Source organism: Spiroplasma alleghenense (genome assembly GCF_003363775.1).
In the GTDB taxonomy this organism is placed as follows: Bacteria; Bacillota_I; Bacilli_A; order Mycoplasmatales; family Mycoplasmataceae; genus Spiroplasma_B; species Spiroplasma_B alleghenense.
The window spans coordinates 1,077,687-1,101,719 of sequence record NZ_CP031376.1 but is presented as its reverse complement, the minus strand read 5'-3'; the positions used below and the strand labels follow the sequence as shown (position 1 = coordinate 1,101,719).

Genomic DNA, 24,033 nt, shown 5'->3' with positions numbered 1-24,033 from the left:
ATTTGCTCTTGATCTAAATTGCCTTTTTAGATATAATTAATTGTATGAAACTTGTAAGTAGGTAGTTATGAAAAAGATAAAAGTAGTAGAGTTGTTTGCTGGGGTAGGAGGCTTTCGCCTTGGTCTAGAAAAAGCTAATAAAAGTGTTTTTGAATTAGTTTTTGCCAATCAGTGAGAACCAAATAAAAAGGTCCAACATGCTTATAATTGTTATGTAAATCATTTTGGTATTGAAAATACCTCAAATGAAAATATTGAAATTGCTAAATACCAAATTCCCAATAGCTTCGACCTATTAGTTGGGGGATTTCCTTGTCAAGATTATTCGGTGGCATCAACTGGGGCCAAAGGAATTGAGGGTAAAAAGGGTGTTTTGTGATGAGAAATTTCTCATATTCTTGAAAACAAAAAACCAAAATATGTTTTACTAGAAAATGTTGATCGATTATTGTTATCTCCATCTAAAAATCGTGGGCGAGATTTTGCCATTATGTTAATGAACTTTTATAAAAATGGCTATAATGTTGAATGACAAGTTGTTAATGCTGCAGAATATGGCATGGTTCAGAGAAGAAAAAGAGTATTCATTTTTGCTTACAAGAAAAGTAAAGCCATAATTAAGAAAAGTGATTTTTCAAGTAGTTCTTTAACTGATGTATTAAATCAATACGGAGTAATTAATAAGGCGTTTAAAATTAAACCTTTCTTAGAGGATACCCAAGTTAGCAAATATGACTTTAAAGAAGAATTTAAAGATGAAATAGATATTACACAAAACTGAATTAATCAAAAATTTGAAAATACTGGGGTAATGATAAATGGAGACATTTATACGCTTAGAACCAAACCTCAAAATGAACCAAAAATAATTAAAACTTTAGGTTCAATTTTAGAAAACAACGTTGGTGATAATTATTTACTTACAAGTGAACAAAAACTTAAAGCTGAATATGTTAAAGGTGCTAAAAAGATTTTAAGATATAAACCCAATGGGGAAGAATATTATTATGCTGAAGGTAAAATGTCTCTAGTAGATGATGTTAATAAACCAGGAAGAACTATGTTAACTAGTGAATCAACAATTAATCGTTCATCTCATTTTATAGCAGTAGGAAAAGATAAAATTAGGTTTATCACCCCAATTGAAGCTGAGCGCTTAAATGGATTTGATGATAATTGAACTAATACAGGAATGCCAGAAAAAATGCGTTACTTTTGTATGGGAAATGCCTTAGTGGTTGATATTGTTAAAGCAATTGGTAAAAACATCATTGAGTTTAATGAGAAATAAAAAGTATGATAACTATTTTGAGTTATCATACTTTTTTTGTATGTATTTGTTGTTAATTCAAAATGACTTTTTACAGATTGATTTAGTATTATTCATTATTAAGTACTGATCTAGTTTATTAACACCCTTAGGTCTTATATGAATAATTTTATTACTACTTTCTTTAATAAAGTTATCTTTAACTTGACCATTTGGGGAAATGGTTTCTTGATAATCAGAGATGAATTTTAATTTAGTATCTTCTCAAACTGATTGAATAGTCTCATATTCGGATTTATCAAACTCTAATTCAAACATTTTTTCTAAATAAATATGCTGCTTATCAACTTTTTTAAAAGCAAACATTAAGAACTTATTTTCAAATAAATCAAGATATTCTGAAGAATCCTCAAAACTATCTTCAACTATTGCTAAGGGGTTAATGACATTTAAAGATAATGATTCTTGAATTTTACCATCTTTGTTAACTGTACAAGTTCTTAACTCACAAGTTAAGGCTTGTAGTTGTTTTTTGTAATTGGGAACTTCTAGCTTCATTCAGTAATCTAAAACTATTCTATTAATGTTTTTGGGAATCTTTTTAGTGACATCTTTTCTAATGTGGTTAAGATAATAATCAATAACATTTATATTTTGATATTTCTCAATAATATAATCAATTTTATCAAATAGGTTATATTCTAAGTGTTGATTTCGTGTTTTAGAATTTAAGATTTTCTTAATGAATCCGACTTTAAAAGAAAAAGCACGTTGTTTGGCAGGGGTTGAAGAAAATGGTTGAGTTCTAAAATTATCACCTTTGGAACCCTTAGTACAAGCCGCTAGAATATTTGAGTTACTCTCTGAAATTAAGTGAGCATTTCCTAATTCAACCATTTTCTTTAAAGTTAAATAATCTTCTTCAATAATCTGATACTCTTCAATGGTATTTAAATCTAATAGAAAAGCATCTTTGATAACATAATTTAATTTATTTAAATCTATGTAATTGTGTTCATAGGCTAAAACTAGAATACAATTATTTTTCTCATAAACATGACTTTCTTTAAATTTGAATAGAAAGTCTTTTTCATAATTAATGATACTTAAAACCATACGTTCCTTTGGAACTAAATTATTTTTACTATCTCTTTTTAACGGGATGACTTTAAGTTCTAATCCAATCTCAGCAAAATCAGCCTTATCCAAGTTATTTCTTTTTAATCCAAATAGACCTTGTTCAATTGCTTGTCCAATCGCACCCTTGTCTTTTTTAATTAATTCAATTTCTTGATTACCAATTATTTCCCCAATGGTTTTGTTAATCGCACCTTTTGCTATCTGTAAAATCTCTTCTTTATTCATAGTAATAACCTCTATAAAGATTATACAATTAATTATAAAAATTAGCGTTTAAATTATACGCATTAAAAATATTTTATTGTGTATAATATATTATATATTTAAGAAAAGAGAAAATTAAATGAACGAATACATTCAAATTTTAACAAAACCAAGTGAAAACGCCGAAAATGAAAGAGAAATGTACACATTCCATGATATATTCCATAATAAGGATTTAAATCAGGGGAAAATAAACATTCCTATTTTTCAAAGAAACTATTCATGATCTGAAGAACAACTTGTAGATTTTTCAAATGAGTATGACAAATATTTTGAATCATTTTTAAAAGAAGCTAGCAATGATATGCCTACATATGACCAACAAGATGAAGTTGTTAAAAAAGCTAAAATGACAAATAATGTCTTTAGAACTTTTTTTGGTCCAATTTATATTTTAAAACAGCAAAGTGCGCTTACCAAAATAATAGACGGTCAGCAAAGAATAACAACATTGTACATATTTCTAATTGCACAGTGGTCTCTCTTAAAAAGACATGAAAAAGAATTCAAAAATCTAATTAATAATATAGAAGAAACAAAACTGAAAAAAAGAGCAAGCGAAATGCTTGATTATTTTAGTAGATCAATAAAAGAATTAATATTCATGTCAAAAAATAATGATAAACTATTTGGAAATAGTAAATTTGAAACCGAAAACTTGAACGATAAAAATGTATGAGAAAATTTATTTAAAATAATAGATGGAAAGCCATTCTTAGATAAAGTTTTTGATGATAATTTTTCAAATTTTAAAGAATTTCAACTAAGTCTTTCAAATGATTTAAAAAATACTAAAAAAAATTCCTCATATAAATCAATAATAGACTCTAAAATCTTTAATGCTTTTATTTACGCTGAAAATTATTTTTTAAGTAAAATTAAGAAAATTGAAGAAAATAATTATAGCGAAATTGACTATTTACAAAAAATTAATTCTCCAAACTTTACATTATTACTTACAATGTTTATGTTCACATTTGATATTTCTGAATATTTTCAAATAGGTGTTTTTAATATAAAAAAAGAAGATCAAATTTCAAAAATCTTTGAAAATATTAACTCCAAAGGAACCCAATTGACTCCATTTGACCTGCTCAAAAATGCGATATATCAATCAATAAAAAAGTCTAAGCAAAAATTCAATGAGGAAGAATTTGCTCAGCAGATAGAGGAAATTGAAAACCTAATAATAGATTCCTATAAGAGTCTCGATAATAATGAATATTTATTGGATTTTTATAAAGGATTATTTTTAAATCACTTGAAAAAAGTGGAAGACGTTAATAAAGCCAATATATTTGAAAGGGTGAGCCAAGTACTCAAAAATGATGATAGGTATAAGGAAAATCCGTGTATTTTATTAAGGGATTTACAAATTTATTTTAAAAATTATTGTGAAATCTTTCCTAAAAACCCAGAGGAATATTCAATCGGAGAAGATGATAGAGACCTTGATTTTTACAACTGCTATAGAGTAATAAATAATTTAAATTTTAAAGTACTGAAATCTATGTTAATAGGTATGCATACAGCGATAGACAGAGATGATTCGATAAAAAACAGCAGAGAGTTGAAAAATAAAGCAACAAATTTTGTGAAGAAACTCTCATATATTTATTTAATTAATCTAAATTGCTATGATAAAAAGGCAAACTGGCATGATAATAAATTTAGAGAAATTTCAAAAGAGTTTCTTAAATCAAAAGACATTTATAAAGCACTAATAAATTTAAATAGCAAAAAAGACGATGAAAACAATATTTTAGAAGATCCGCTATTTAAATCACTATTAGAAGACAGCGAGTGAAATAAATATATCCAAAAACTATCTGAAGAGGTTGAAGATATTAAATCAGAATTATTTAAAGATAATGGTGCGTCTAAAGCAATTCTCCAAGATTTGTTCTTTTTTTCAGCTTCCAATAAACATGAGATTATCAAGAGAAAATATGAATTGGAACATATACTACCAATCAAGCAGAAGGAATCTAAAAATAAAATTGAAAATTATGACACAATAAAATTTTCTATTGGTAATATGATTTTGCTAAAGAAAAAACTAAATGCAAAATTAAGTAACTGTGGATTTGAGGATAAAAAAGGTAAGGTTTATTCTAATCAAGAATATATTGATGAAACCTTATTCGGAGTCGAGGAAAAAATATTCAAAAAATTATCAGTAAAGCAATTGAAAGTTTTTAAAGAAGAAGAAATAGTTGATAGAAATAAAGTTATTTCAGAATTACTAAAAAAAGCTCTTATTAATGAATATCTATAAGAATCTGAATTATGCTATTTTTAACCGCAACCCCCAATAATATCTTTTAGTTGTTTAACATATCACTTCGAAATTGACATGTTATATTCATCAATTCTAAATTCAATAGGAAAACTAGCATTACCCCCAATGACAAACTGACCTAAGATATTTTGTCTATCAAAGTAAACATCTTCTTCTAGTAAGAAGATGTTTTTTTCTTTGTCAACTAAATTACTTTCACCATGACAGTGTTTTTCTCACAACTGGGTTACCTTATTGTTAACACGGATTCTGCCTTGGGGTTTAAAGTAAGAACTTGATTTTAAAGTATAACCAATTTCTTCTTTAACTAAAGTTGCTGGATATTGCTGATCAACTTTTCTAGATATAGTTGTACCTGGGGCTATATATAAAATTTCAGGACAAACTTTTTTACCATAATTATATAGCAAGGTAAACTCTTTTGAACTAGTTGTACTTTTAGCCTTCACAACCTTCACCATATCCTCAAACCCTAACTGGTTAACATCTTTATACTTATCCATAAACTTAGTAAACCTAACTCCTTGAAAGTCTTTTTCCAAACTTGTTAAATCCATTTGGTTTAAAGTTTTTTCATCTATAAAGGTATTGGGTTTATTTAAATAACTCCCAATTACCCCACATCATTGATGAGATAAGTTTTTATTATTAAATAAGTAGTAAAGGATAACCTCATCTTTTGTTAACTCATCTTTGGCTTTAGTCTTTTTAATATCATACTGGGTTAAATTAAGCTGATAGGTTTTAGCTCATTTTTTCTCTAAACTACCAACTACTTCTTGGTAACTTAACTTATCATAGATTAAACAAACATTATCTAATTCTAAGATGTCATATCCATAACTGGTCATATTTGGGGTTAATTTGGTTAATTGATTTAGTCGTAAGTATCAATAATTGGGGGAATTAATATTGGCGACTAAATCAAAGACATTTAAGACCTTATCACTTTGTCTTCTTAATCCTCTTCCCGGTTGTTGTAAGAAGATGGTGGTGGAATTTGTAGGACGAGCAAAGATAACATTGTTAATATTGGGGATATCAACACCTTGGGTGAGAATATCGACAACACATAAGAAGTTGGAAAGTACAATTAAATGTGTAAATGAGTGAGGCATACTTTTCTAATAAAATTAGCAATATTTGAAATTTAATTTAATAAAATATAAAATATAAATAAATATAATCTAAAGAATTAATATAAAGAGGGTGATTAATTTATGAATTCTACTAAAAAAATTCGTTTATTTTGAATTTTGTTTTATATAGTTTTTTGTTTTTTTAATTTACTTCTAATCGCTTTTCTTGCTCTGTTTTTTTGACCAATTTCTCAATCTAACTCAAATTGAATTTCTTATAAGGAAATTTATTACTACTTGGTTATTGCTATATTCTGATTCATTATATCAATTGGATTCATTATGTGATTACTTTTTGGACCAAAGACCATTTTTAATGTTAAATTAAAAATAGTCGATAATAACAACAATACCAACAATACCAACAATACCAACAATCCGATATTAGGCCACTTCAATTCGATTATTAACCAACTAGTTTCAAAAAAAGCAGCGAAAACAAATAAAATAATTATGTCATTTTGAATTCTTTTGATGTCTGTGATTTTTGTAATTTGAAATATCCTCTCAAAAAATTATCAAAGTAATGTCTACGAATTTAATAATATTTTCATACCATCATTTACGGGTCCTATAATTTCTTGAATAATGGTTGAATCATTCAGGATGAAAACTGGATACTCCGCTATTTTAAACATCAATCAAAATTTTAATATTTTTTTTGAGTTAGATATAAAAAATTTATCTAAAGTGGTTTCTAACGAGAAAATAACCGTAAAAGAACTGAAACTTTTGCTGACTAAAATTAAATCAAAAGATCTCCTTCTCAACGGAGATCTCCTTCTCAGCCGTGAAATACTTTTAAGAAAAAAATTAGAATTTTTAGATATTAAGCAAAAAGCCTTCTATTACTATATTTTATTTGTGTCTGAACAAAATGCAAAAGTTAATAAATCATTAAATTCGTGTGAAAAAAATGCAAATAAAAATAGCCGTGAAGCAAAAAGAGCAGAATCGGAATATTTCAGAGAATTGGAAATTCTTTACTTACTTATTTGTGAAAACGAAATTAGCAATGGCTATTATATTTACTAAATATAAAATTTTTTTATTTTTGAAATCATAACAAGTTTTCCATTTAGTTATAATAGTAATATATTTTAGGTATAATAATTATGATACAAACTGAGGGACTTTATGGCAGCAAATTATAGAGAAATACTGAAAGACTTACAAAACCGATTAGTTTCAAATAATACAAGAACTAATACGTTTTTTTCAACTAAATCAAGTTCAATTGATTTTTTGGATTTATTTAAATACTATTTAGTTGAAATTAGACATAATTCTATTAATGTAGAAGATATTGAAAATTTGCCAATGAAGTGCTTTGAATCTGGAGGATTCATTATTAATTTTAGTAAAGAGTTAATTCCGGCTCGCTTAAGACAAAGTGGATGAACCGATACTATGGATAAAACTAGAAGCACTATTTTTAAAAGATTAAAAAGTATTATTAAAGAATGTTTAAACGACCAGCAACAATTTTCTATTGAGTCACTTAGAGTTGGTTTCCCATTTGTAAAAGGGGCCATAAATTTATCAAATGAAGCTACAAACTTTAGAGCTCCATTATTTTTTTATGATTTAAAAATGACCAAGGTTGGACATGATCGCTTTGAGTTCCAAGTCAGCAAGGATTTTGTTGTTAATTCTTCAATTATTTCTAATGCTGCTGTTTATAACAGAATCAACGATTTTAAACTTGACTTTGAACAAGTTGAGGTTAGCGAAGAAGAAAATTCTATCATTTCAGAAGGTTTTGAATTTAATAAAAATTTAGACTCAGAATTTATCGATAACTTAATTAAGACTAATAAATTATTTAGAAATACCGGAGTTGGTTTCAGTCAAAAAAATGAACTTTATAATTTTTTCACAAATCCAATTAAATTAGAACCACTAGTATTAAAAGTTAAAAGAGAATTCAATGAAGAAAATAAATCTGAGTTTGCAAAAAATGGAGATTGTATTGCTAGCATTTCCCCAAACTTGAGTATTGGAAGATATAATATGACTTCAACAGGAATTTTTGCAAACTATGAAGAGCTTAAAGAGTTAACTGACGAGGAGTTAGAAAACTTTTTTGGAGCAAATAGCTTTAGTGGATTAAATAGTCAAGAAGATGACTTTAATGAAAGCGAAGTTAAACTAATAAGCAAGTTAGACTACTTTCAAAAGCTAGCAATCAAAAAAGCTAAAAAAGGAGATTTAGTAATTGAGGGACCACCAGGAACAGGTAAGTCTCAAACTATTTCAAATATTATTGCCAATATTTTAAGCGATGCTAAAACAGCGCTATTTTTAACTGAAAAAAAGGTAGCTTCAGAAGTTGTTTTTGAAAGAATTGGTAAGCTATCAAATCTAGCTTTGTGAATTCATAATATTGAAAAAGATAAGTTAAGCATTTACAACCAGATTAAAGTTCTTACCAAGGACTTAGATAATTTTATGAACTTAGATATGAAATTTGCAAATTCAGAATATGGTAGTGAAATTGATGAAATTTTTGAAAACGTTGCTAAGTTTAAAGAACTATTAAATACAGAAGAAGGTCAAGAATACTTAAAATATAAAAAAGATTTGAAAAGTTCTTTAGATACTTCACCGAATAACTTAAAAATATATCAAGAAAACTTTGATCAGTTAAAAAAAATGTCTGAAGCTTTAGAAAAATTTAGTATTTTAAAAATGAAAAACACTTTGACATCAAAAGAAACTATTAATAAAGCTTTTGAATCAATTAGAGAATATGAAAAGTTTGAAAAAACTTGTTCCAAAATTTCAAGAACCCCGTCACTGGAGAGAATATTATTGGAAAATGAAAATATTAGTGCAAGTAGTTATTCTCAGTACTTATTCAACTATTTTCATAAATCAAAAATTAAATTTAAAATCGGATTTTTTTCACGTAAAAAATTTCAAATATTTTTAAGTTCTGAAAGCTGCAAACAATGTTTAGACGAATTAAAATTTTTTCAAGAAAATCTTAGTCACGATTTAGTTTACTTTTTCTATAGCAGGCAACAAAACAATCAAATTATCCAAATAAAAGAAATGTATGAATTGGGTGTTGATGATTTTGAAACGATTGAAATTGCCACAAAGCACAACTTAATTAAAATGTTTGAAAATGAAAATAGGGAAATCTTAAAATTTGGGTCTTTTGATTGATTTGAAAAAATTGCCAATACTAACTCAAAACAAATTAAAGCAACAACTGATAAAATTTATTGAAATATAATTTATCAAATGCATTTATTAATTTCAAATGATGATGAATTAAATAATAAATATATTAAATTATCAAGTATTTTATCAAAAGAAAAGGGTCGTCATAATATTCCTAGGTTATTTAAAGTCTATGAATCGCTTTTAAAAGTAATGTTTCCGATTAAAATATCATCCCCTGACACTAGTTCTAACCGTTTAATTTTCCCTTGAAAACAAAATGCTTATGACTTTGTTATTTTTGATGAAGCCTCACAAATTTTTACCGAAAACGCCTTGCCAAGTTTATTCAGAGCCAAGAAAGCCATCATTGCAGGAGATCCAAAACAATTGCGACCATCAAACTGGTTTGCTTCAAAGAGATTGGGTTCAGAAATTGATGATGAAGACTTTGATGAAATTGATGATGATAATTATGAAGAAATAGAAGAAAAACTAACAACACTACAAGATGAAAGTTTACTAGATTTTGCAATTAGTCGCTTTCCTAAAACAATGTTGAAATTCCATTATCGTAGTAATCATAAGGAATTAATTAGTTATTCAAGTGCGGCATTTTACGAAAACGAATTATTTGTTTCTGATAAGCCAAGTACTGTAGAACTTCCATTAGAGCATGTTTATATAAAAGATGGATTAAGATTTAAAAAGGAAAAAATTAATCCTAAAGAAGCAGAAGCGGTTGTTTATTTAGTTATTAAACATGTTTTAAATGGACAAACTTCAATTGGGGTAATTACAACAAATTCAACCCAAATGAAGTATATTGAAGAAATGCTAGAAGACCAAGCTCGTGAAATTCCTGAACTATCTGTTGCCTTAAATGAAAATTCAATTTTTGTTAAAAATATTGAAAATGTTCAAGGAGATGAAAGAGACATTATTATTTTCTCAGTTACATTTGCCCCTGATTTAAACGGAAGATTTATTAATAATTTTGGTCCTATTCAACAAGATGGTGGTCCAAACCGACTGAATGTTGCCATTACAAGATCTAAAATTAAAATGTATGTAGTTAAATCAATTCACTCTTCTATAATAAATACTCAAAATCCCAACACAATTATTTTCAAAAAGTATTTAGAATACGTTGAATCTATTCAAGAAAATGAATTAGACTCACCAGTAATTAAATCACTACTTACAAGTGTCAACCCATTGGTTCGCCAAAGTACTGATGAAGAAGGTTGAAGTGATTCAGAATTTGAATTAGAAGTTTTTGATGGAGTTAGAAATAAACTAAATCACTTGTCTGAAAGATTTGTTATTAAGAGACAAATTCAACAAGCTGGCTATAGAATCGACATGACAATTTATGATAAGAAAGAAAATAAGCATATCTTAGCAATCGAAGCTGATGGTGCTCGATATCACACCTCAACTCGTGAACAAAAAATGAATGACTATTATCGTCAAGAGTACTTAGAAAATCAAGGATGAAAATTTATGAGAATTCTATCAACTCACTGATGAGATTTAGATGGAGTTAAAAAACAAGAGTTCTTAGACAATATTTTAAAATTTGTTGAGGATTATAAAATTGCAGAAAAGAGGTAATTAAAATCAGAACGGAAATAATAGTTTCAATAATAGCTATAACTATATCTTTGTTATCGGCAGTACTGACATTTTTCTTAATACCTTTTTTAAAGTGAAAAAATAATTTCACAAACAAAGTAGTAAAGTTTATGATAAATGAAATGGATTTTATGAACGAGAAAAGCTTAGACGAAAAAGTCGATATTCAAAAAACATATAATTATAATTTCTTTATCTATTTTTGAATTTATTTAAATAATTCAATCAAGAGTAATTTAAAACCTGAATTAGAAATGATAAGAATTTATTTAATAAAAAAATATAAAAATGTTAAAAAAAATACTAAATTAGCATTAAAAAACAACTGAGACATTAGATTTTATGACTTTAAAGAATCTGATGGAAAGTTTTATGAATGCCGACAATCAATTCCTAATGATGAGGAAAAGGGTTTTTTTCTGAGTCTTCCAATTGAGGAAAAGTACTATTTCTTTAAGCGATCAATATATATAAGAACCATGGGAAAATCATTTTATTTAACAGAAAAAATTAATAGAAAAGATGTTCGATATTTGAATTCGCTTTTCAAATCTAAAAAGCCTGAATAATTACAATAATTCATTCTATAAAATATATTTAAAAAAACTTCTTTTTCAAGAAGTTTTTTTACGTCTATTTATAAACTAACTATACTTTTCAATTTCTGATTTAATTAATTGACAAATATAATTTCTGATTTTAATTTTAGGATTTTCAAGAAAAAATTCTTCATTAAAACCAGAATCTCCTCCAACCACAAAGCGACACATTTTACTAGGATCAAAAAATACTATATCTTTTTTTATCTGGTAGATATCAGGATTTTGACTAACTCTGTCTTCAATATTTTGGCAATATTTATCTCACAATTTCTCGTCCTCACTATTGTAGTTTTCTCGTCCTCGGGGTTTAAAATGCGAACCAGACATTAAGATGTAATTACCATCTTTTTTAACTGCTTTAGCTAAAAACTTACCTTGAATTAATTTGAACATCACGGAGTCATTTTTTATAAGGCTATCTCCCCCCAAAACCTGTGAGCCATAATTATAAAGCAGGGAATTGGTTTTGGTTTTATTTTTACCTATTTCATGTTTTACCAACTTAACCATATCTTCTAATCCCAGTTGTTCTACATCTTTATACTTATCCATAAACCTAGTAAACCTAACTCCCTGAAAGTCTTTTTCTCAACTTGTTAAATCCATTTGGTTTAAAGTTTTTTCGTCTATAAAGGTATTGGGTTTATTTAAGTAACTCCCAATTACCCCACATCATTGATGAGATAAGTTTTTATTATTAAATAAGTAGTAAAGGATAACCTCATCTTTTGTTAACTCATCTTTGGCTTTAGTCTTTTTAATATCATACTGGGTTAAATTAAGCTGATAGGTTTTAGCTCATTTTTTCTCTAAACTACCAACTACTTCTTGGTAACTTAACTTATCATAGATTAAACAAACATTATCTAATTCTAAGATGTCATATCCATAACTGGTCATATTTGGGGTTAATTTAGTTAATTGATTTAGTCGTAAATATCAATAATTGGGAGAATTTATATTGGCGACTAAATCAAAGACATTTAAGACTTTGTCACTTTGTTTTCTTAATCCTCTTCCCAGTTGTTGTAAGAAGATGGTGGTGGAATTTGTAGGACGAGCAAAGATAACATTGTTAATATTGGGGATATCAACTCCTTCATTGAGAATATCAACCACACATAAGAAGTTGATTTTTTGACTAGCAAAGCCAGCTAAGATTTGTTGCCGATCACTAACTTGTTCTGAATCACTGGTTAAAATAGCACTAGCATAGTTATTGGTGATTAAAAGTTGGTTAATACTTGATGCATGTTCAATCGAATAATAATCGGTTTCGCATATTTTATTATAAATTATATGAATTTGGTTGTATAATAAATTTGTGAGGTATTTATATGAATTTAGGTTTTTTAAAAGGTTTTATAGATTCAAAATCCTACAAGGAGTACGAAGCTGATTTCTATTTTAGTCTAAATGTAAATGCACATGGAATTGACTTAAATCCCAGAGCCTCTAGAGTTTTGGTTAGAATGAAAAATGAATTAGCTAAAAATATAATGAATAATAGGTCTAAATATGAAAACGAAAATGATTGTTTAATTATTATAGGGCTTATTCAGACTAATACATCGCGGGGCATCCTTGCTGAAAATTACATATTGGAAAGCGAATTGGAGGCAAAAGGTACTACGGTCTCAGAATTTTTATTATCAAATTTATGGAGATCTTTATAGATGTTAGATACTATTGATAAAGAAATTTTTCAAAATAAGCAGACTAACTTAAATACTATATTCCAAATACTATTAAAAGCTTACGGAGTAAAAATTGATACTGAAAAGTTTAAAAAAATAATTACTGATAAAATAGTTAATGGAGAGATATTTCTGATCAAAAAAGATAAAATACTTATCAAATCAGATTTTGCTGATTTTAAGACTGAGTTATTTACTAAACAAATTCAAGAAATCACAAATTATTCAAATTTTTGTAAAAGTTTTAATTTTAATAATTTGCATTTCCATGAAATGTTGCTTCTAAAGCATTCAATTGAACTTAAAACTCCGATGACCATGCAACTCCTTTATTCAATTTTAGTTAATGGAAATAATCTGAATTTTGAGGTATCGGGCAATATTTTTTGTAATAATTTAAATTTAACAGTTTTCAAAAACCCTTCAGATAATTTTTCAACACAACTTGAAAAAATAAAATTTCAAGCAAAAAAATTAGGCGAAAATAAAACAAAGGAAATTTTAAATCACGATTTTGGTTTTGATAAATTTAAGTCAAGCCAATTAGCAAAGGAGTATATAAATGAGAGATAAAATAGCGAGGCTATTCACTGAACATTACGCGTTTGGATTAAGACATAATACAGAAGAGGGAGCCAAGTCATGAGCAATAAGACAGGTGATTGAAAAATTGAACTGTACCGAAGAAGAAGTTTTAGAATCAATTGAAAGAGATGAATCAAAGACATTTACTTTAGATAAAAAAAATGACTATGAAGTTAAAGCAATCAATAGAAATTATTTGACTATATTTAACGATTATATTAATAATTTACTCGATTCTAACGAAGTGATGTTTGAAGATGTTGAAGATATAAAGAAATCCACTCTTGATTTAGGAAGCAAAATAAATATTAGCGATGAACTAGAAAAATTTTCAATTAAGGGCCTGGTGCTGGGTGACATACAGTCTGGTAAAACAACAAACTTTATGGCTTTAACCAGCTTGGCCTTTGATTTAGGATATAAGAGAGTTATTATTTTGACTGGGTTGCTGGAAGATTTAAGAGTGCAAACCTTAAATAGAGCCAAGTCTGCCTTGGGTCATCCGGATGAAAAAGTTCAGGATAATTACGGTGGCTGGATGCACTTTCTTAGTAAAGGAATAAATTTTCCAACTAAAAATGGTGATATTAAAAAAGACACATTTCATAATAACCAGGCTAACGAAATTCAGTTAAAGAACATTTGAATAATAAAAAAAACAGCTGCAAATTTAAAAAAAATAAATGATTATTTTGAAAATGTTAGATCAGTATTCGGAAATGAAGGTAACGACAAACCTATAAACTTTAAGACTCTAATAATAGATGATGAGGCCGATCAGGCATCTTTGGAAAGTTCGGGAACAAAAACTGATAAAAGTGTTGTAAGTAAAACCTATGAGCAAATTACAAAACTGGCCACAGTTTTCCCTAAATGCTGCTATATTGGGTATACTGCCTCGCCTTTTGCAAATTTATTAACAGATAAAGATAGAACTTCTCATAACATAAATTTATATCCAGATGACTTTATAACAGTATTAAATCCTGGTAAATATTACACAGGTTATCAAAAGTTTTTGGAAATAAGTGAGAACTCAAAGTACTCAATGATTCCTTTAAAAACCGAAGAAATAGAAAATTTAAACTCGTTTTTCAAAGACAGAAAGGCAAAATTATCTGATAATGAGGTTTTTAAAAAAGCATTTCAAAGATTTATAATTTCTGGTTCGATTTTAAAATTAAGAGAACTTAATGAGGAAGTTAGAATTAATAAAGTTAAAACTATGATGATAAATATTCACCATGTAAATAAAAATCAAGACGAAATAGTTAAAGTAATTAAAGAACTAATAAAATATTATTCAGATAATATAAATAACGCAAATATTGAAAAAGAATTTGAAACTATTTTTTATAAAGAGTATTCAGAGATAAATGAATATTCATGGATAAGGGTATGGGAAGAAATTAAAAATATTTTTCTTTATGAAAAAGTTAAAATAGTGATTAAAAACTCTTCAAATGGTTTTGCGGATGAAAATAATGCGGAATTTCAAGTTTGAGTAGGTGGTTATAAACTTTCTCGAGGAATGACGGTTCCGTGTCTATTAACCTCAATTTTCTATAGAAATACAAAAATGGCAGATACTTTAATGCAAATGTGTCGATGATTTGGCTATAGAACAGAATATATAGACTTGTGTAAAATATTCACAAGCGAAATTATTTTGGATATGTTTTTTAGAGTATTTTCAAGTTTTGAAAATTTAAAAAATGACTTAAGGGAAATGAATGAAAGAGATCTTACCCCAGAGCAAATTCAAATTAAAATTGAGAAATTTTCAAATGGTATGAAGCCCAGTTCATTAAATAAAATAAAGGGGGCAATTGAGGTCAATAAAGTTTCATTTAGTGGAAGAAATTTTATTTCTACTTATTTTAAGGATGACCATACAAATGAATATAATTTAGAAAAAACTAAAAATTTTATTAACCAAAATAATGTTTATGTCAAAAATAAATATTTTAAAATCTATGAAAATATTAGCTACAACAGTATTTCTGGTTTTTTATCAGAATTAAAATTACCCGAAGTTTCAAATAAAAACTTAAGTCACATTAAGGAAAAAATGGATAAAATAAAGCTAAACAAAGAGTATTTTGAAAAATGAAAGGTCGTAATATCTACTAACATCAAGGATAATAATGGAACTATAAATTTAAGAGAATTTAATATTAACCTATCGAGTAAATCTGTTTTTAGTGAAAATATTAAATTTGATGAAAAGTTAAATCTACAAACTTTTAGACTAAAATCGATTCTTACGACTTCATTAGAAAATTTTGAGAAAAAATCTTTCGAAGATTCAAAAAACGATAAGTTTTTTAAAAGTACTGAAAAAGCCAAAATTAGAACCATGAAAGACGGCCCGGTTCTATTCATCATTTTTTCAAAAATAATTTCAAAAAATGATGAAGAAAAGGTATTTTTAAAAATAGCACCAACAATCGCTATGATAATTCCAAAAAATGAAGATCCTGAATTTCAAGAAAAATATGATAATCCTTTTTACATAAATCAAAGTAGTGGCGAGATAATTTAATTTATACATAAAATATAAAATTAGCTTATTAAAACTAAAAAGTTATAGTCTCAATCACGATAAGAAACAAAGAAGATTTAAGAAAAATAAAAAGTTTATTGAAAAATTTCAATAAACTTTTTGCATATTAATCAGGGTTCATTCTACTTAAGATTGATTTTCTACTTACCATATAAGCTTTTTGTTTTAATCCATATTATTATATATTAAATTAGAATTTTACAATTTAAATTTATTTACATTAATTTGAGTTCTTTACTGATAGCAAAATTTTATAAAGAAGCTATTACCTACGAAATTAATAATTGTTTGTAAATAAAACATGACGGTTTTTTATAATAAAAACACCTAATTTATAAAATATAGATCTTCCAGTTCGGTTAGTGAAATATCTAATTTACATTTTTTTAGACGATTTTTTCTGTCAAGGTAAAGTAACTTTATATATTCTTTCTTAAAATCCGATTTTCCGATATGAAGCATCCTGTGACAATTTGGGCATAGAGAAACATAATTTGCGGCAACTTCAATTGAGTACCCAAAATTTCCTGAAAATTCTCTCGGTATTAAATGATGAATCTCGACGTAATTATTACCTTCTTTTTTTTCTGGGAAATATCAACATTTATTAATATTCTCAAAAAAACATTTATAGTTATTTAATTTTCGAACAAATGGTTTCAACTTTTCAAATCTTTTACTAGGTGATCTTAGATTAATGTAAGTTGCAAATACTTCTTTTTCTTGGGGTTCATCATCACCTAGAACCAATGATTTTAAATCGCAAATTGCTTCTTCTTCTTTTTCAAATTTTGAAGAATTTGAAAAACCATTTTTCAAAATTGTTTTGATAGTAAATAAATTCTCTTTAATAAAATTTAGCATCTTTAAGTCATTCAAATTAAAATTTCTACAGTATTCGCTTATAAAGTCAAACTTAATATCTTCGTTATTTTTTAATAATTCCAAAGATATTAAGTTTGAGTAATAGAGAATTTTTAATTCATCTTTTATAGAATTGATATGAAACTTTGTTGAGAAAAATTTATTTGAAATAAAACATTGCTTCGAATCTTTCTTTGAAAAATTTTTAAATATATGATTTTTAAACTCTTCTTTTTCAGCACTTGTAGAATTAAAAAATATCTTAAGAAAATCCTTATCTTTATAAAATGTGTTTAGGATAAACAAATCGCTAGCAAGTATATCTTTTTCAAAATTGCTGCTCATAAATAATTCCCTTATTTCTATGAAAATTATTTCTCTATCTAAATTTAATCAGCTTACTAAGTTCAAAAATTCTTCATAAAAGGACTTAAAATATTGATACTTGTTCTGCAAGTTTGAGTCCAGCAAAAGTAAAAGCGCTAAGATTCATTTTTCGTCATTACTAAAATTTGAATCCCATACCTGCTTAAATAAATCTCCTTTAAGAGTTTTTTTAAAGGTGTTTTGATTGCCTTCGAACAGGCGAGTTCAAACCATAGGATTTTTATATTGCTTGTGAATTTCTTGATTAGATTTTTCTTTCTTCGGCCATTTTAATCTATCAATCCCTTCAACTGATTCGAATTCTCTAAATGCCTTTCCAAAAGACATTAAGTTGCGGTAATTTGTATTAATAAAACTATAAAATTTACCTATATAAAATCCTTCTTTTTCACTTGAGCTTGTATACCTTTTATTTAGTAATTCGTCATTAGTTATTTTGTTACAATATTGTATTAATTCATTCATATTAATTTACCTCGCAAATATAAATTTTTTCTAAGTGATTATTGAAGTTTGTTGTCCCTGAGTTGAAAAAGGGATGCTCAAACTCTTTAACTGTTAATTTACCTTTTTTCTTCAAAATATTAATCATTTCTGATTCTTTAATTTTATTGTTTGAAGCGCTGCTTTTAGCATTATATGTATTATTGTAAGAAACTATAATTAATTTTGCTTTGATATTGTTTATTAGTTCCTCGAAAAAATATACAGCCTTAGAACGCGAGTACTCACTTTTTAAATGGTTTCTTTTAAACTTCATTGAGCTGCCTTCAAATTCATTTGGTTTATCTCAATTCACAAGATTCTCTAAAACATGATAAAAATTAACATACTGTCTTGCATTATAAGGGGGATCTATGTAAATTACATCGCTTTCAATTTTTTTTACAAGTTTGTTTGAATCTTCGTTAAAAATAAGAGCCTTGTTTCAGCTTGGTTCTGATAAATCGAGTTTATCCAAGGTGAAGTTTTTGTATACGGGTTTTTGAGACAAAAAATGTTCAAAGTGTCCAACAGTATTAGCAATTTTATCGGTTGTATACATTAGCGAAGACAATAAAATGCAGTATTCCCTAAATGTCAAACTATTTTTCATTTCCTCTATTTTATCTCGAATATAGCCGATTTTTTTTGCATCATTTACTGAAAAATATTTATCCCCATATGTATCTGAAAAATAATTGGGTTTTAAAATTGATGCATCAAAGCTATTAAATTTTTCAAGTAATTTTTCAATTTTTTTATAATCATAATCTTCATTTGAAATTCAAGCTGAATAAGCTATAAAATTTGATTTTAGCAAATCATTAACTATTACATCATGTCCTCTGTCAAAAAAGTACTTTGCCACAATTCCAGTTCCGGCGAATACGTCTGAAAAAGAGATTTTTTTATTTCCAAAATATTTTTGAGAAATAGCATATATCTCTTCAACAAGTTTCCTCTTGCTGCCAATGTATCGTCTATTTTCTATTTTTAAACCCATTTTTTAAACCTCCAATCAGTAAAATTTCTTTATCCTTTGAATATCTAACCAGTTTATTGTAACTAGCACTAGAGTAATTAATGTTTATCTCGTGAATTTCAATTAGTTCCTGATTACCTTTAATTCAATCAAAAAGCGGTTGGTTTATAGCGTTGTCCCTGGAAATAATATTTGAGAGGGCGAATGGAGTTTCATTTTTAATTAATTTATCCATAAAACTTAGTAATTTTTTTTCCTCTTCAAGGTTTCAACCCTTATTTTCATTATAAAAGGCCGTAGTAATTAAATAGGGAGGGTCCATATAAACAAAGCTATCAGCAAATACTAATTGTTCAATTTCTTCATCTTCAAAACTACCTTGCATGAAAATAAATTTTTTGCCCTTTGCCCTAAGGTTAAATTCGGTAATCTTTTTTAAGTTATTTTTATTAAAATCGGTTTTGCCTACCGGTAAATTAAATCCACCGCTATTATTAAATCTAATATCATTATTAAATCCGTAAATTATTAACAAATATAGTTTCAAATTTGAATCAAATGAGTTTTTGTTTTTCGTACTATTATAATCTTCTCTTAACTTATAATACCCTTGCTTATTAAAAAACTTCAATCCGTTATTATCGATTTCACTTTTTTGAAGAGAATAGTATTTATATCCCATTTCTGCAGAGTAAGATAAATTATACTCTTGAATAATAGACTTTATTTTATTAATTATTTTATTTATATCATTATTTGCTAGTGTACTTAATAAATTTATTATGTATGGATTTTTATCAATAAATATTACCTCGTCATAATTTGAGTTAATCCCTACAGTCGCGCCTCCACAAAATAAATCTATAAATTTATGCTTATTTTTGGGAAGTTTTTCAAAAATTTGATCAAGAATACGAAATTTATTGCCCGTATAATTAATGGGACTTTTTATATACTTATCCATATTTTCTCCTAATTTAGCTAATAAATTAGATTATATCATAAACAAAATATAGATAAATTTTGATTTAATACGAATTATAATGAAAGATTTTAGAACAGTTAAAGTTCCTCCCCATAGCTAAGACCTTTTGAAGTCATATTACTAGAACCAGATATCACAAATACTCCTTGGTGAGTTTCAAAGACATAAACCTTCATATGAATTGGGGCTTGATTGGTAATTACTTGAACTTTTATTTGAGTATCACCCATTTTATTAATTTGTGTTAGATCCTGGTAATGAAAGCCACTACCATCTTTATTATAAGTTGTGGTTAGAATCTGTAGTTTTCCCTTATTTTCAAAAAAACTATCAAATTCATCATTGAAGATATTAAAGGCTTGTTTAGTGATAAAGGGGGAAATTATCTTGATGGTATGGCTTTTCAAAATAAGTTCTCTAAATGTCTTAATTAATTCTTTATGTTGTAGGTCTGTAAATATCATAATAAATCCTCTTATAATATAATGATATAGTATTTAAATATATTTTTTTATATATTAATTTATTCTTAATTAGCCATAATTTAATGTAGTCCTATTCTAAATTATAATAATAAGATATAATTATTAAATAGAGTATTTAAGCAATGAAGAATAAAATATATTTTAAAGACTGCATTTTATGAGGAAAAAATTGATGATACTGTATAATATAATAATTTTTATTCTAAACAATATTTAAAAATTTAAATAGAGGTAAAACATGAACAATAAAGTAGAAAAAATAGAAATATTTAAATTTGATATAGATATTGAAGCAATAATAATGCAAAGCTCATCCATAAAAATTTTAAAATTTAATAATTCTGATATTAAAAAAGCTGAACTTATTTTCGGAGAAGATTTGAATAATCCTTCTCTTTATATTTTTAAAGAAGAAACGATTGATGGATTTTTGAGTTATTATGTTGGGGAAACAGATGATTTTCTAAAAAGAATCAAAACTCACGATAAATTAAAAGAACATACAGAAATAATTGTAATTTTCTCAACAGATTATTCAAATAAATTTACTAGTCAACAGAGACTTTATTTTGAAAATTTATTTATTAATAAAATTAAGAATCAAATTTATGATGGAATTAAACTTCTAAATGTTCAGACCAAAATAGAAGCATCAAAAATTCACCCACAGGAACTGTATATGAATAATATTATTTTTGAAAATCTATTATATTTAATATCAATTCTTGATAACAATTTTTTCAAAAAAAATGAAAATATTGAAATTTACAATGCTGGTGAAAATACAGAAGAAGATTATTTAGATATTTCTATTAACTGAAACGGAAACCTAACTAAAGCAAAATTAATAAAAAGTAATTATTCGGTTATTGTACCTTCTGGTTCGGTCATTTATGAACCTAATAATAATAGATACGCACCAATTAAAAGTTTAAAGTTAGCTAGATTTGAGGAAAATAATGATAGATTTGTTCTAACCGAGGATTTGTTTTTTGAATCACCTTCGTCAGCGGCCTGCTTTATTACCGGAGTTTCTTCAAATGGTTGAGTAAGATTCCAATTAGAAGATGGCCGAAAAATTGATGTATTAAGAAAGTCAAAAACCAAATCTTAATATTATAAATAGTTATAATTTACTAGTTTTATTTTTCATAATAATTAAAGATAAAATAAATATTAGAATATGAATAATTTTATTGATACAAACAAAATGGTAGAAAATATTCGTGATAATATTGCAATTCGTTATTAAAAACTTCAAAAATACCTAGTCCTAATGAATTGAACTCTATTTTTTATTATTCCAATATTTAGTATTTATGAATAATATTGTAAATAATTTATTTAAGTATTGATAAAATAGTTTAAAAATAATAAACTATAATTATATTTAAAGAGTTTCGAGGACAAAAGATATGAAAAAAAACGAGTTGGGACAGTACTTTACTGTTAAAAATAGCTGAATTACTAGACCTGTTCTTTCATTTATAAATAAAAATATATTATCAAGGAATTTAATCTTAGATCCATTTGCTGGAAATGGAGACCTTTTTGATGCAATAAATAGTAAAATTCCCAATAAAGAATTTGAATACAAAGGATTCGACATAGATAAAGAATTATCTTGGGAAATAAATGACAGTTTAAAACAAATACCTTTAAATAGTCCAGATAAAACTTTTATTATAACAAACCCTCCTTATCTTGCTAAAAATAGTTGCAAAAGAAATGGATTTAATGATACTTATAAAAAATACTTTAATAATTCAATGCATGTTGACCTTTATCTAATTGCTTTGGAAACAATGATAGATTTAAAAATACCTGGTGTAGCAATTGTTCCAGAAACATTTATTAATTCAAAATTTTCAAAGGAATTTATAAGTAAGATAGTAATAATTGAGCCCAACCCATTTGCAGATACCGAAGTTCCTATTTGTATAGTGTGTTTTGATGGTTCGAAAAAACAAGATTGTGTAATATATAAAAATAATGATAAAATCGGCAAACTTAGCAAATTGCTTGAAATGAACCCTTTAGCAAAGAATATTAATTTATTTGATTTAAGATTTAATGACATTAAAGGAAGAATTGCAATTAAGGGCGTTGATTCAACAAATCCAAATGAAAAAATAAAATTTTTAAATAAATCGGATTTGAACTATAATCTTTCAAATATTAAAGTTTCTTCAAGAGCGATTACAATTATTAATAGTAAAAAACTTTCTAATTTGGATGATAAATCAATTGAAAAAATGATAGATTGCTCAAACAGTTTGCTTAATAATTATAGAGAACAGACAAGAGATGTTTTATTAACACCATTTAAAGGTAATGATAAAAATAATTCTAGAAGAAGAAGACTTGATTTTAAAATCGCTAGAGCAATAATTGAAATCGCTTATCAAAAAGTTATAATAGGAGATATAAATGGGACCGAATTACAATTACATTCATAAAATTTGACTACAGAACAATTTAGAAAAATTTAATGTAAATGGAAAAAGCGAAAAAGAAAAAATTAAAAAATTTTGTGAAAAATTTAACTTTGACGAGAGTGACGTATTCAAAGAAATAGAAAAAAGTCCGTACTTAAAGTGAACTTATTCTGTCAAGTATAGAATAAGTTTTTTTATTCTATAAGGTACTCCATGCTTGTCATGGAGTTTTTTCGTGCTTAATCATGACTCTATTAAAGTTATAAAAATTAATGTAGTCTATGAAATTATTATACACCTCTGAGTAGGTTTTAAAATTTTTCCTAAACCACTCTGTTTTATAGCAAGCGAAAAAGGACTCAGCAACAGCGTTATCAACGGAATTACCGGGCCTGCTCAGCGAAATTTTTATATTATTTTTACTACAATATATTTCAACAGCGTCACTGGTATATTGAAATCCGTTATCAGAATGGATTATTATATTTTTATCAAAATCAAAATAACTCTCAGCCATTTTCAATGTTTTTAAATAGATTTTGTTGTCATTCCTTAAAGAAACATCATATCCAACAATAAACCCAGTGCTCACGTCTTTCAAAATACTAAGATAGGCAAATCTGTTATTTGAAAATGGCAAAAAAGAAACATCGGTTACAAAAAGTTCGCCCTTACTATATTTATTTCATTTTCGATTTACAATATTTTCGTGTTTTCTGTTTTTTAAAATTTTTACTTCTTTTGGTTTGCGTTTCTTTTTGATTCTTGTCTTGGATTTTATCCCTAATTCTTGCATATAACGATATACTTTTTTGCCTGAAACAGAAATATTATATTGGTTTTTTAAAACAATTCTTATCCTTGGATATCCATAAATTTCTTTGTATTGTTGAAAAATACTTTCAATTAAATCTAAAAGTTCTTGATCAATTTTGTAATTAAAGTTTGGTCGATTATTTTTAACTCAGCGATAATAGCTTGATTGAGTTGTTTTTAAAATTTTGCAGATAAAAGATACCGGTCATAATTTTCTCT

Annotated in this window: 19 protein-coding genes; 11 read left to right on the top strand and 8 right to left on the bottom strand. The window is 26.5% G+C overall.

The annotated features are described in order from the left end of the window. The first annotated feature begins 67 nt into the window (after nt 1–67). Nucleotides 68–1,291, top strand: coding sequence for a DNA (cytosine-5-)-methyltransferase (gene dcm, locus SALLE_RS04975; protein WP_115558522.1), 1,224 nt, complete (start codon nt 68–70; stop codon nt 1,289–1,291). 12 nt (nt 1,292–1,303) lie between these two features. Here dcm and SALLE_RS04970 read toward each other — a convergent pair whose 3' ends face one another. Next, on the bottom strand, nt 1,304–2,635 hold the full coding sequence (locus SALLE_RS04970) for a MutH/Sau3AI family endonuclease (protein WP_115558521.1): 1,332 nt from the start codon (nt 2,633–2,635) through the stop codon (nt 1,304–1,306). A 118-nt stretch (nt 2,636–2,753) separates the two neighbouring features. Between SALLE_RS04970 and SALLE_RS04965 the strand changes: the two genes are divergently transcribed. Next, nucleotides 2,754–4,952 carry a DUF262 domain-containing protein gene (locus SALLE_RS04965; RefSeq protein WP_115558520.1) on the top strand — a complete coding sequence of 733 codons (2,199 nt, stop codon included), beginning with the start codon at nt 2,754–2,756 and terminating at the stop codon, nt 4,950–4,952. 20 nt (nt 4,953–4,972) lie between these two features. On the opposite strand, the gene SALLE_RS06140 is transcribed toward SALLE_RS04965, so the two are convergent. Next, nucleotides 4,973–6,094, bottom strand: a complete 1,122-nt coding sequence (locus SALLE_RS06140; RefSeq protein WP_115558519.1) for a P-loop NTPase family protein — start codon at nt 6,092–6,094, stop codon at nt 4,973–4,975. Nucleotides 6,095–6,196: 102 nt separating this feature from the next. Between SALLE_RS06140 and SALLE_RS04955 the strand changes: the two genes are divergently transcribed. The 3 genes from SALLE_RS04955 (at nt 6,197) to SALLE_RS04945 (ending at nt 11,493) form a co-directional block, all read left to right on the top strand. Beyond that, nucleotides 6,197–7,150 carry a hypothetical protein gene (locus SALLE_RS04955; protein WP_115558518.1) on the top strand — a complete coding sequence of 318 codons (954 nt, stop codon included), beginning with the start codon at nt 6,197–6,199 and terminating at the stop codon, nt 7,148–7,150. Between the two features lie 102 nt (nt 7,151–7,252). Next, nucleotides 7,253–10,903 (top strand): AAA domain-containing protein, encoded by a 3,651-nt coding sequence (locus SALLE_RS04950; RefSeq protein WP_115558517.1) that lies wholly within the window; start codon nt 7,253–7,255, stop codon nt 10,901–10,903. A gap of 131 nt (nt 10,904–11,034) precedes the next feature. Continuing rightward, a complete protein-coding gene (locus tag SALLE_RS04945) occupies nt 11,035–11,493 on the top strand; it encodes a hypothetical protein (protein WP_115558516.1) in 459 nt (152 codons plus the stop codon). Nucleotides 11,494–11,568: 75 nt separating this feature from the next. Here the strand turns inward: SALLE_RS04945 and SALLE_RS04940 are convergent, their stop codons facing one another. Continuing rightward, nucleotides 11,569–12,768, bottom strand: a complete 1,200-nt coding sequence (locus SALLE_RS04940) for a DEAD/DEAH box helicase (protein WP_342768170.1) — start codon at nt 12,766–12,768, stop codon at nt 11,569–11,571. A 95-nt stretch (nt 12,769–12,863) separates the two neighbouring features. Between SALLE_RS04940 and SALLE_RS04935 the strand changes: the two genes are divergently transcribed. The 3 genes from SALLE_RS04935 to SALLE_RS04925 are packed head-to-tail and all read left to right on the top strand — an operon-like array spanning nt 12,864 to nt 16,353. After that, on the top strand, nt 12,864–13,202 hold the full coding sequence (locus tag SALLE_RS04935; protein WP_115558514.1) for a hypothetical protein: 339 nt from the start codon (nt 12,864–12,866) through the stop codon (nt 13,200–13,202). After that, entirely contained in the window at nt 13,203–13,796 is a 594-nt protein-coding gene (locus tag SALLE_RS04930) for a hypothetical protein (RefSeq protein ID WP_115558513.1), read from the top strand. Beyond that, complete coding sequence (locus tag SALLE_RS04925) at nt 13,786–16,353, top strand: Z1 domain-containing protein (RefSeq protein ID WP_115558512.1); 2,568 nt, start codon at nt 13,786–13,788, stop codon at nt 16,351–16,353. Before SALLE_RS04930 ends, SALLE_RS04925 begins: the two co-directional genes overlap by 11 nt. 348 nt (nt 16,354–16,701) lie before the next feature. Here SALLE_RS04925 and SALLE_RS04920 read toward each other — a convergent pair whose 3' ends face one another. The 4 genes from SALLE_RS04920 to SALLE_RS04905 all read right to left on the bottom strand — a co-directional run bounded on the left by SALLE_RS04920 (nt 16,702) and on the right by SALLE_RS04905 (nt 20,539). Further along, nucleotides 16,702–18,090, bottom strand: coding sequence for an HNH endonuclease (locus SALLE_RS04920; protein ID WP_115558511.1), 1,389 nt, complete (start codon nt 18,088–18,090; stop codon nt 16,702–16,704). Between the two features lies 1 nt (nt 18,091). Continuing rightward, nucleotides 18,092–19,111, bottom strand: a complete 1,020-nt coding sequence (locus tag SALLE_RS04915; protein ID WP_115558510.1) for a DNA adenine methylase — start codon at nt 19,109–19,111, stop codon at nt 18,092–18,094. After that, complete coding sequence (locus tag SALLE_RS04910) at nt 19,089–20,054, bottom strand: Dam family site-specific DNA-(adenine-N6)-methyltransferase (RefSeq protein WP_115558509.1); 966 nt, start codon at nt 20,052–20,054, stop codon at nt 19,089–19,091. The genes SALLE_RS04915 and SALLE_RS04910 overlap by 23 nt, the downstream gene beginning before the upstream one ends. Before the next feature lie 98 nt (nt 20,055–20,152). Then, on the bottom strand, nt 20,153–20,539 hold the full coding sequence (locus tag SALLE_RS04905) for a restriction endonuclease PLD domain-containing protein (protein ID WP_115558508.1): 387 nt from the start codon (nt 20,537–20,539) through the stop codon (nt 20,153–20,155). A gap of 259 nt (nt 20,540–20,798) precedes the next feature. Here SALLE_RS04905 and SALLE_RS04900 point away from each other — a divergent pair, with 259 nt between their 5' ends. The 3 genes from SALLE_RS04900 (at nt 20,799) to SALLE_RS04890 (ending at nt 23,203) form a co-directional block, all read left to right on the top strand. Beyond that, nucleotides 20,799–21,674, top strand: coding sequence for a DUF4357 domain-containing protein (locus tag SALLE_RS04900; RefSeq protein WP_115558507.1), 876 nt, complete (start codon nt 20,799–20,801; stop codon nt 21,672–21,674). A gap of 301 nt (nt 21,675–21,975) precedes the next feature. Beyond that, nucleotides 21,976–23,019: an Eco57I restriction-modification methylase domain-containing protein gene (locus SALLE_RS04895; protein WP_115558506.1), complete on the top strand. Its 1,044-nt coding sequence runs from the start codon at nt 21,976–21,978 to the stop codon at nt 23,017–23,019. After that, nucleotides 22,991–23,203 carry a hypothetical protein gene (locus SALLE_RS04890; protein ID WP_115558505.1) on the top strand — a complete coding sequence of 71 codons (213 nt, stop codon included), beginning with the start codon at nt 22,991–22,993 and terminating at the stop codon, nt 23,201–23,203. The genes SALLE_RS04895 and SALLE_RS04890 overlap by 29 nt, the downstream gene beginning before the upstream one ends. Here SALLE_RS04890 and SALLE_RS06065 read toward each other — a convergent pair. After that, a complete protein-coding gene (locus SALLE_RS06065; RefSeq protein WP_245886023.1) occupies nt 23,198–24,025 on the bottom strand; it encodes an IS3 family transposase in 828 nt (275 codons plus the stop codon). The two genes, SALLE_RS04890 and SALLE_RS06065, sit on opposite strands and share 6 nt — an antisense overlap. Between the last annotated feature and the right edge of the window lie 8 nt (nt 24,026–24,033).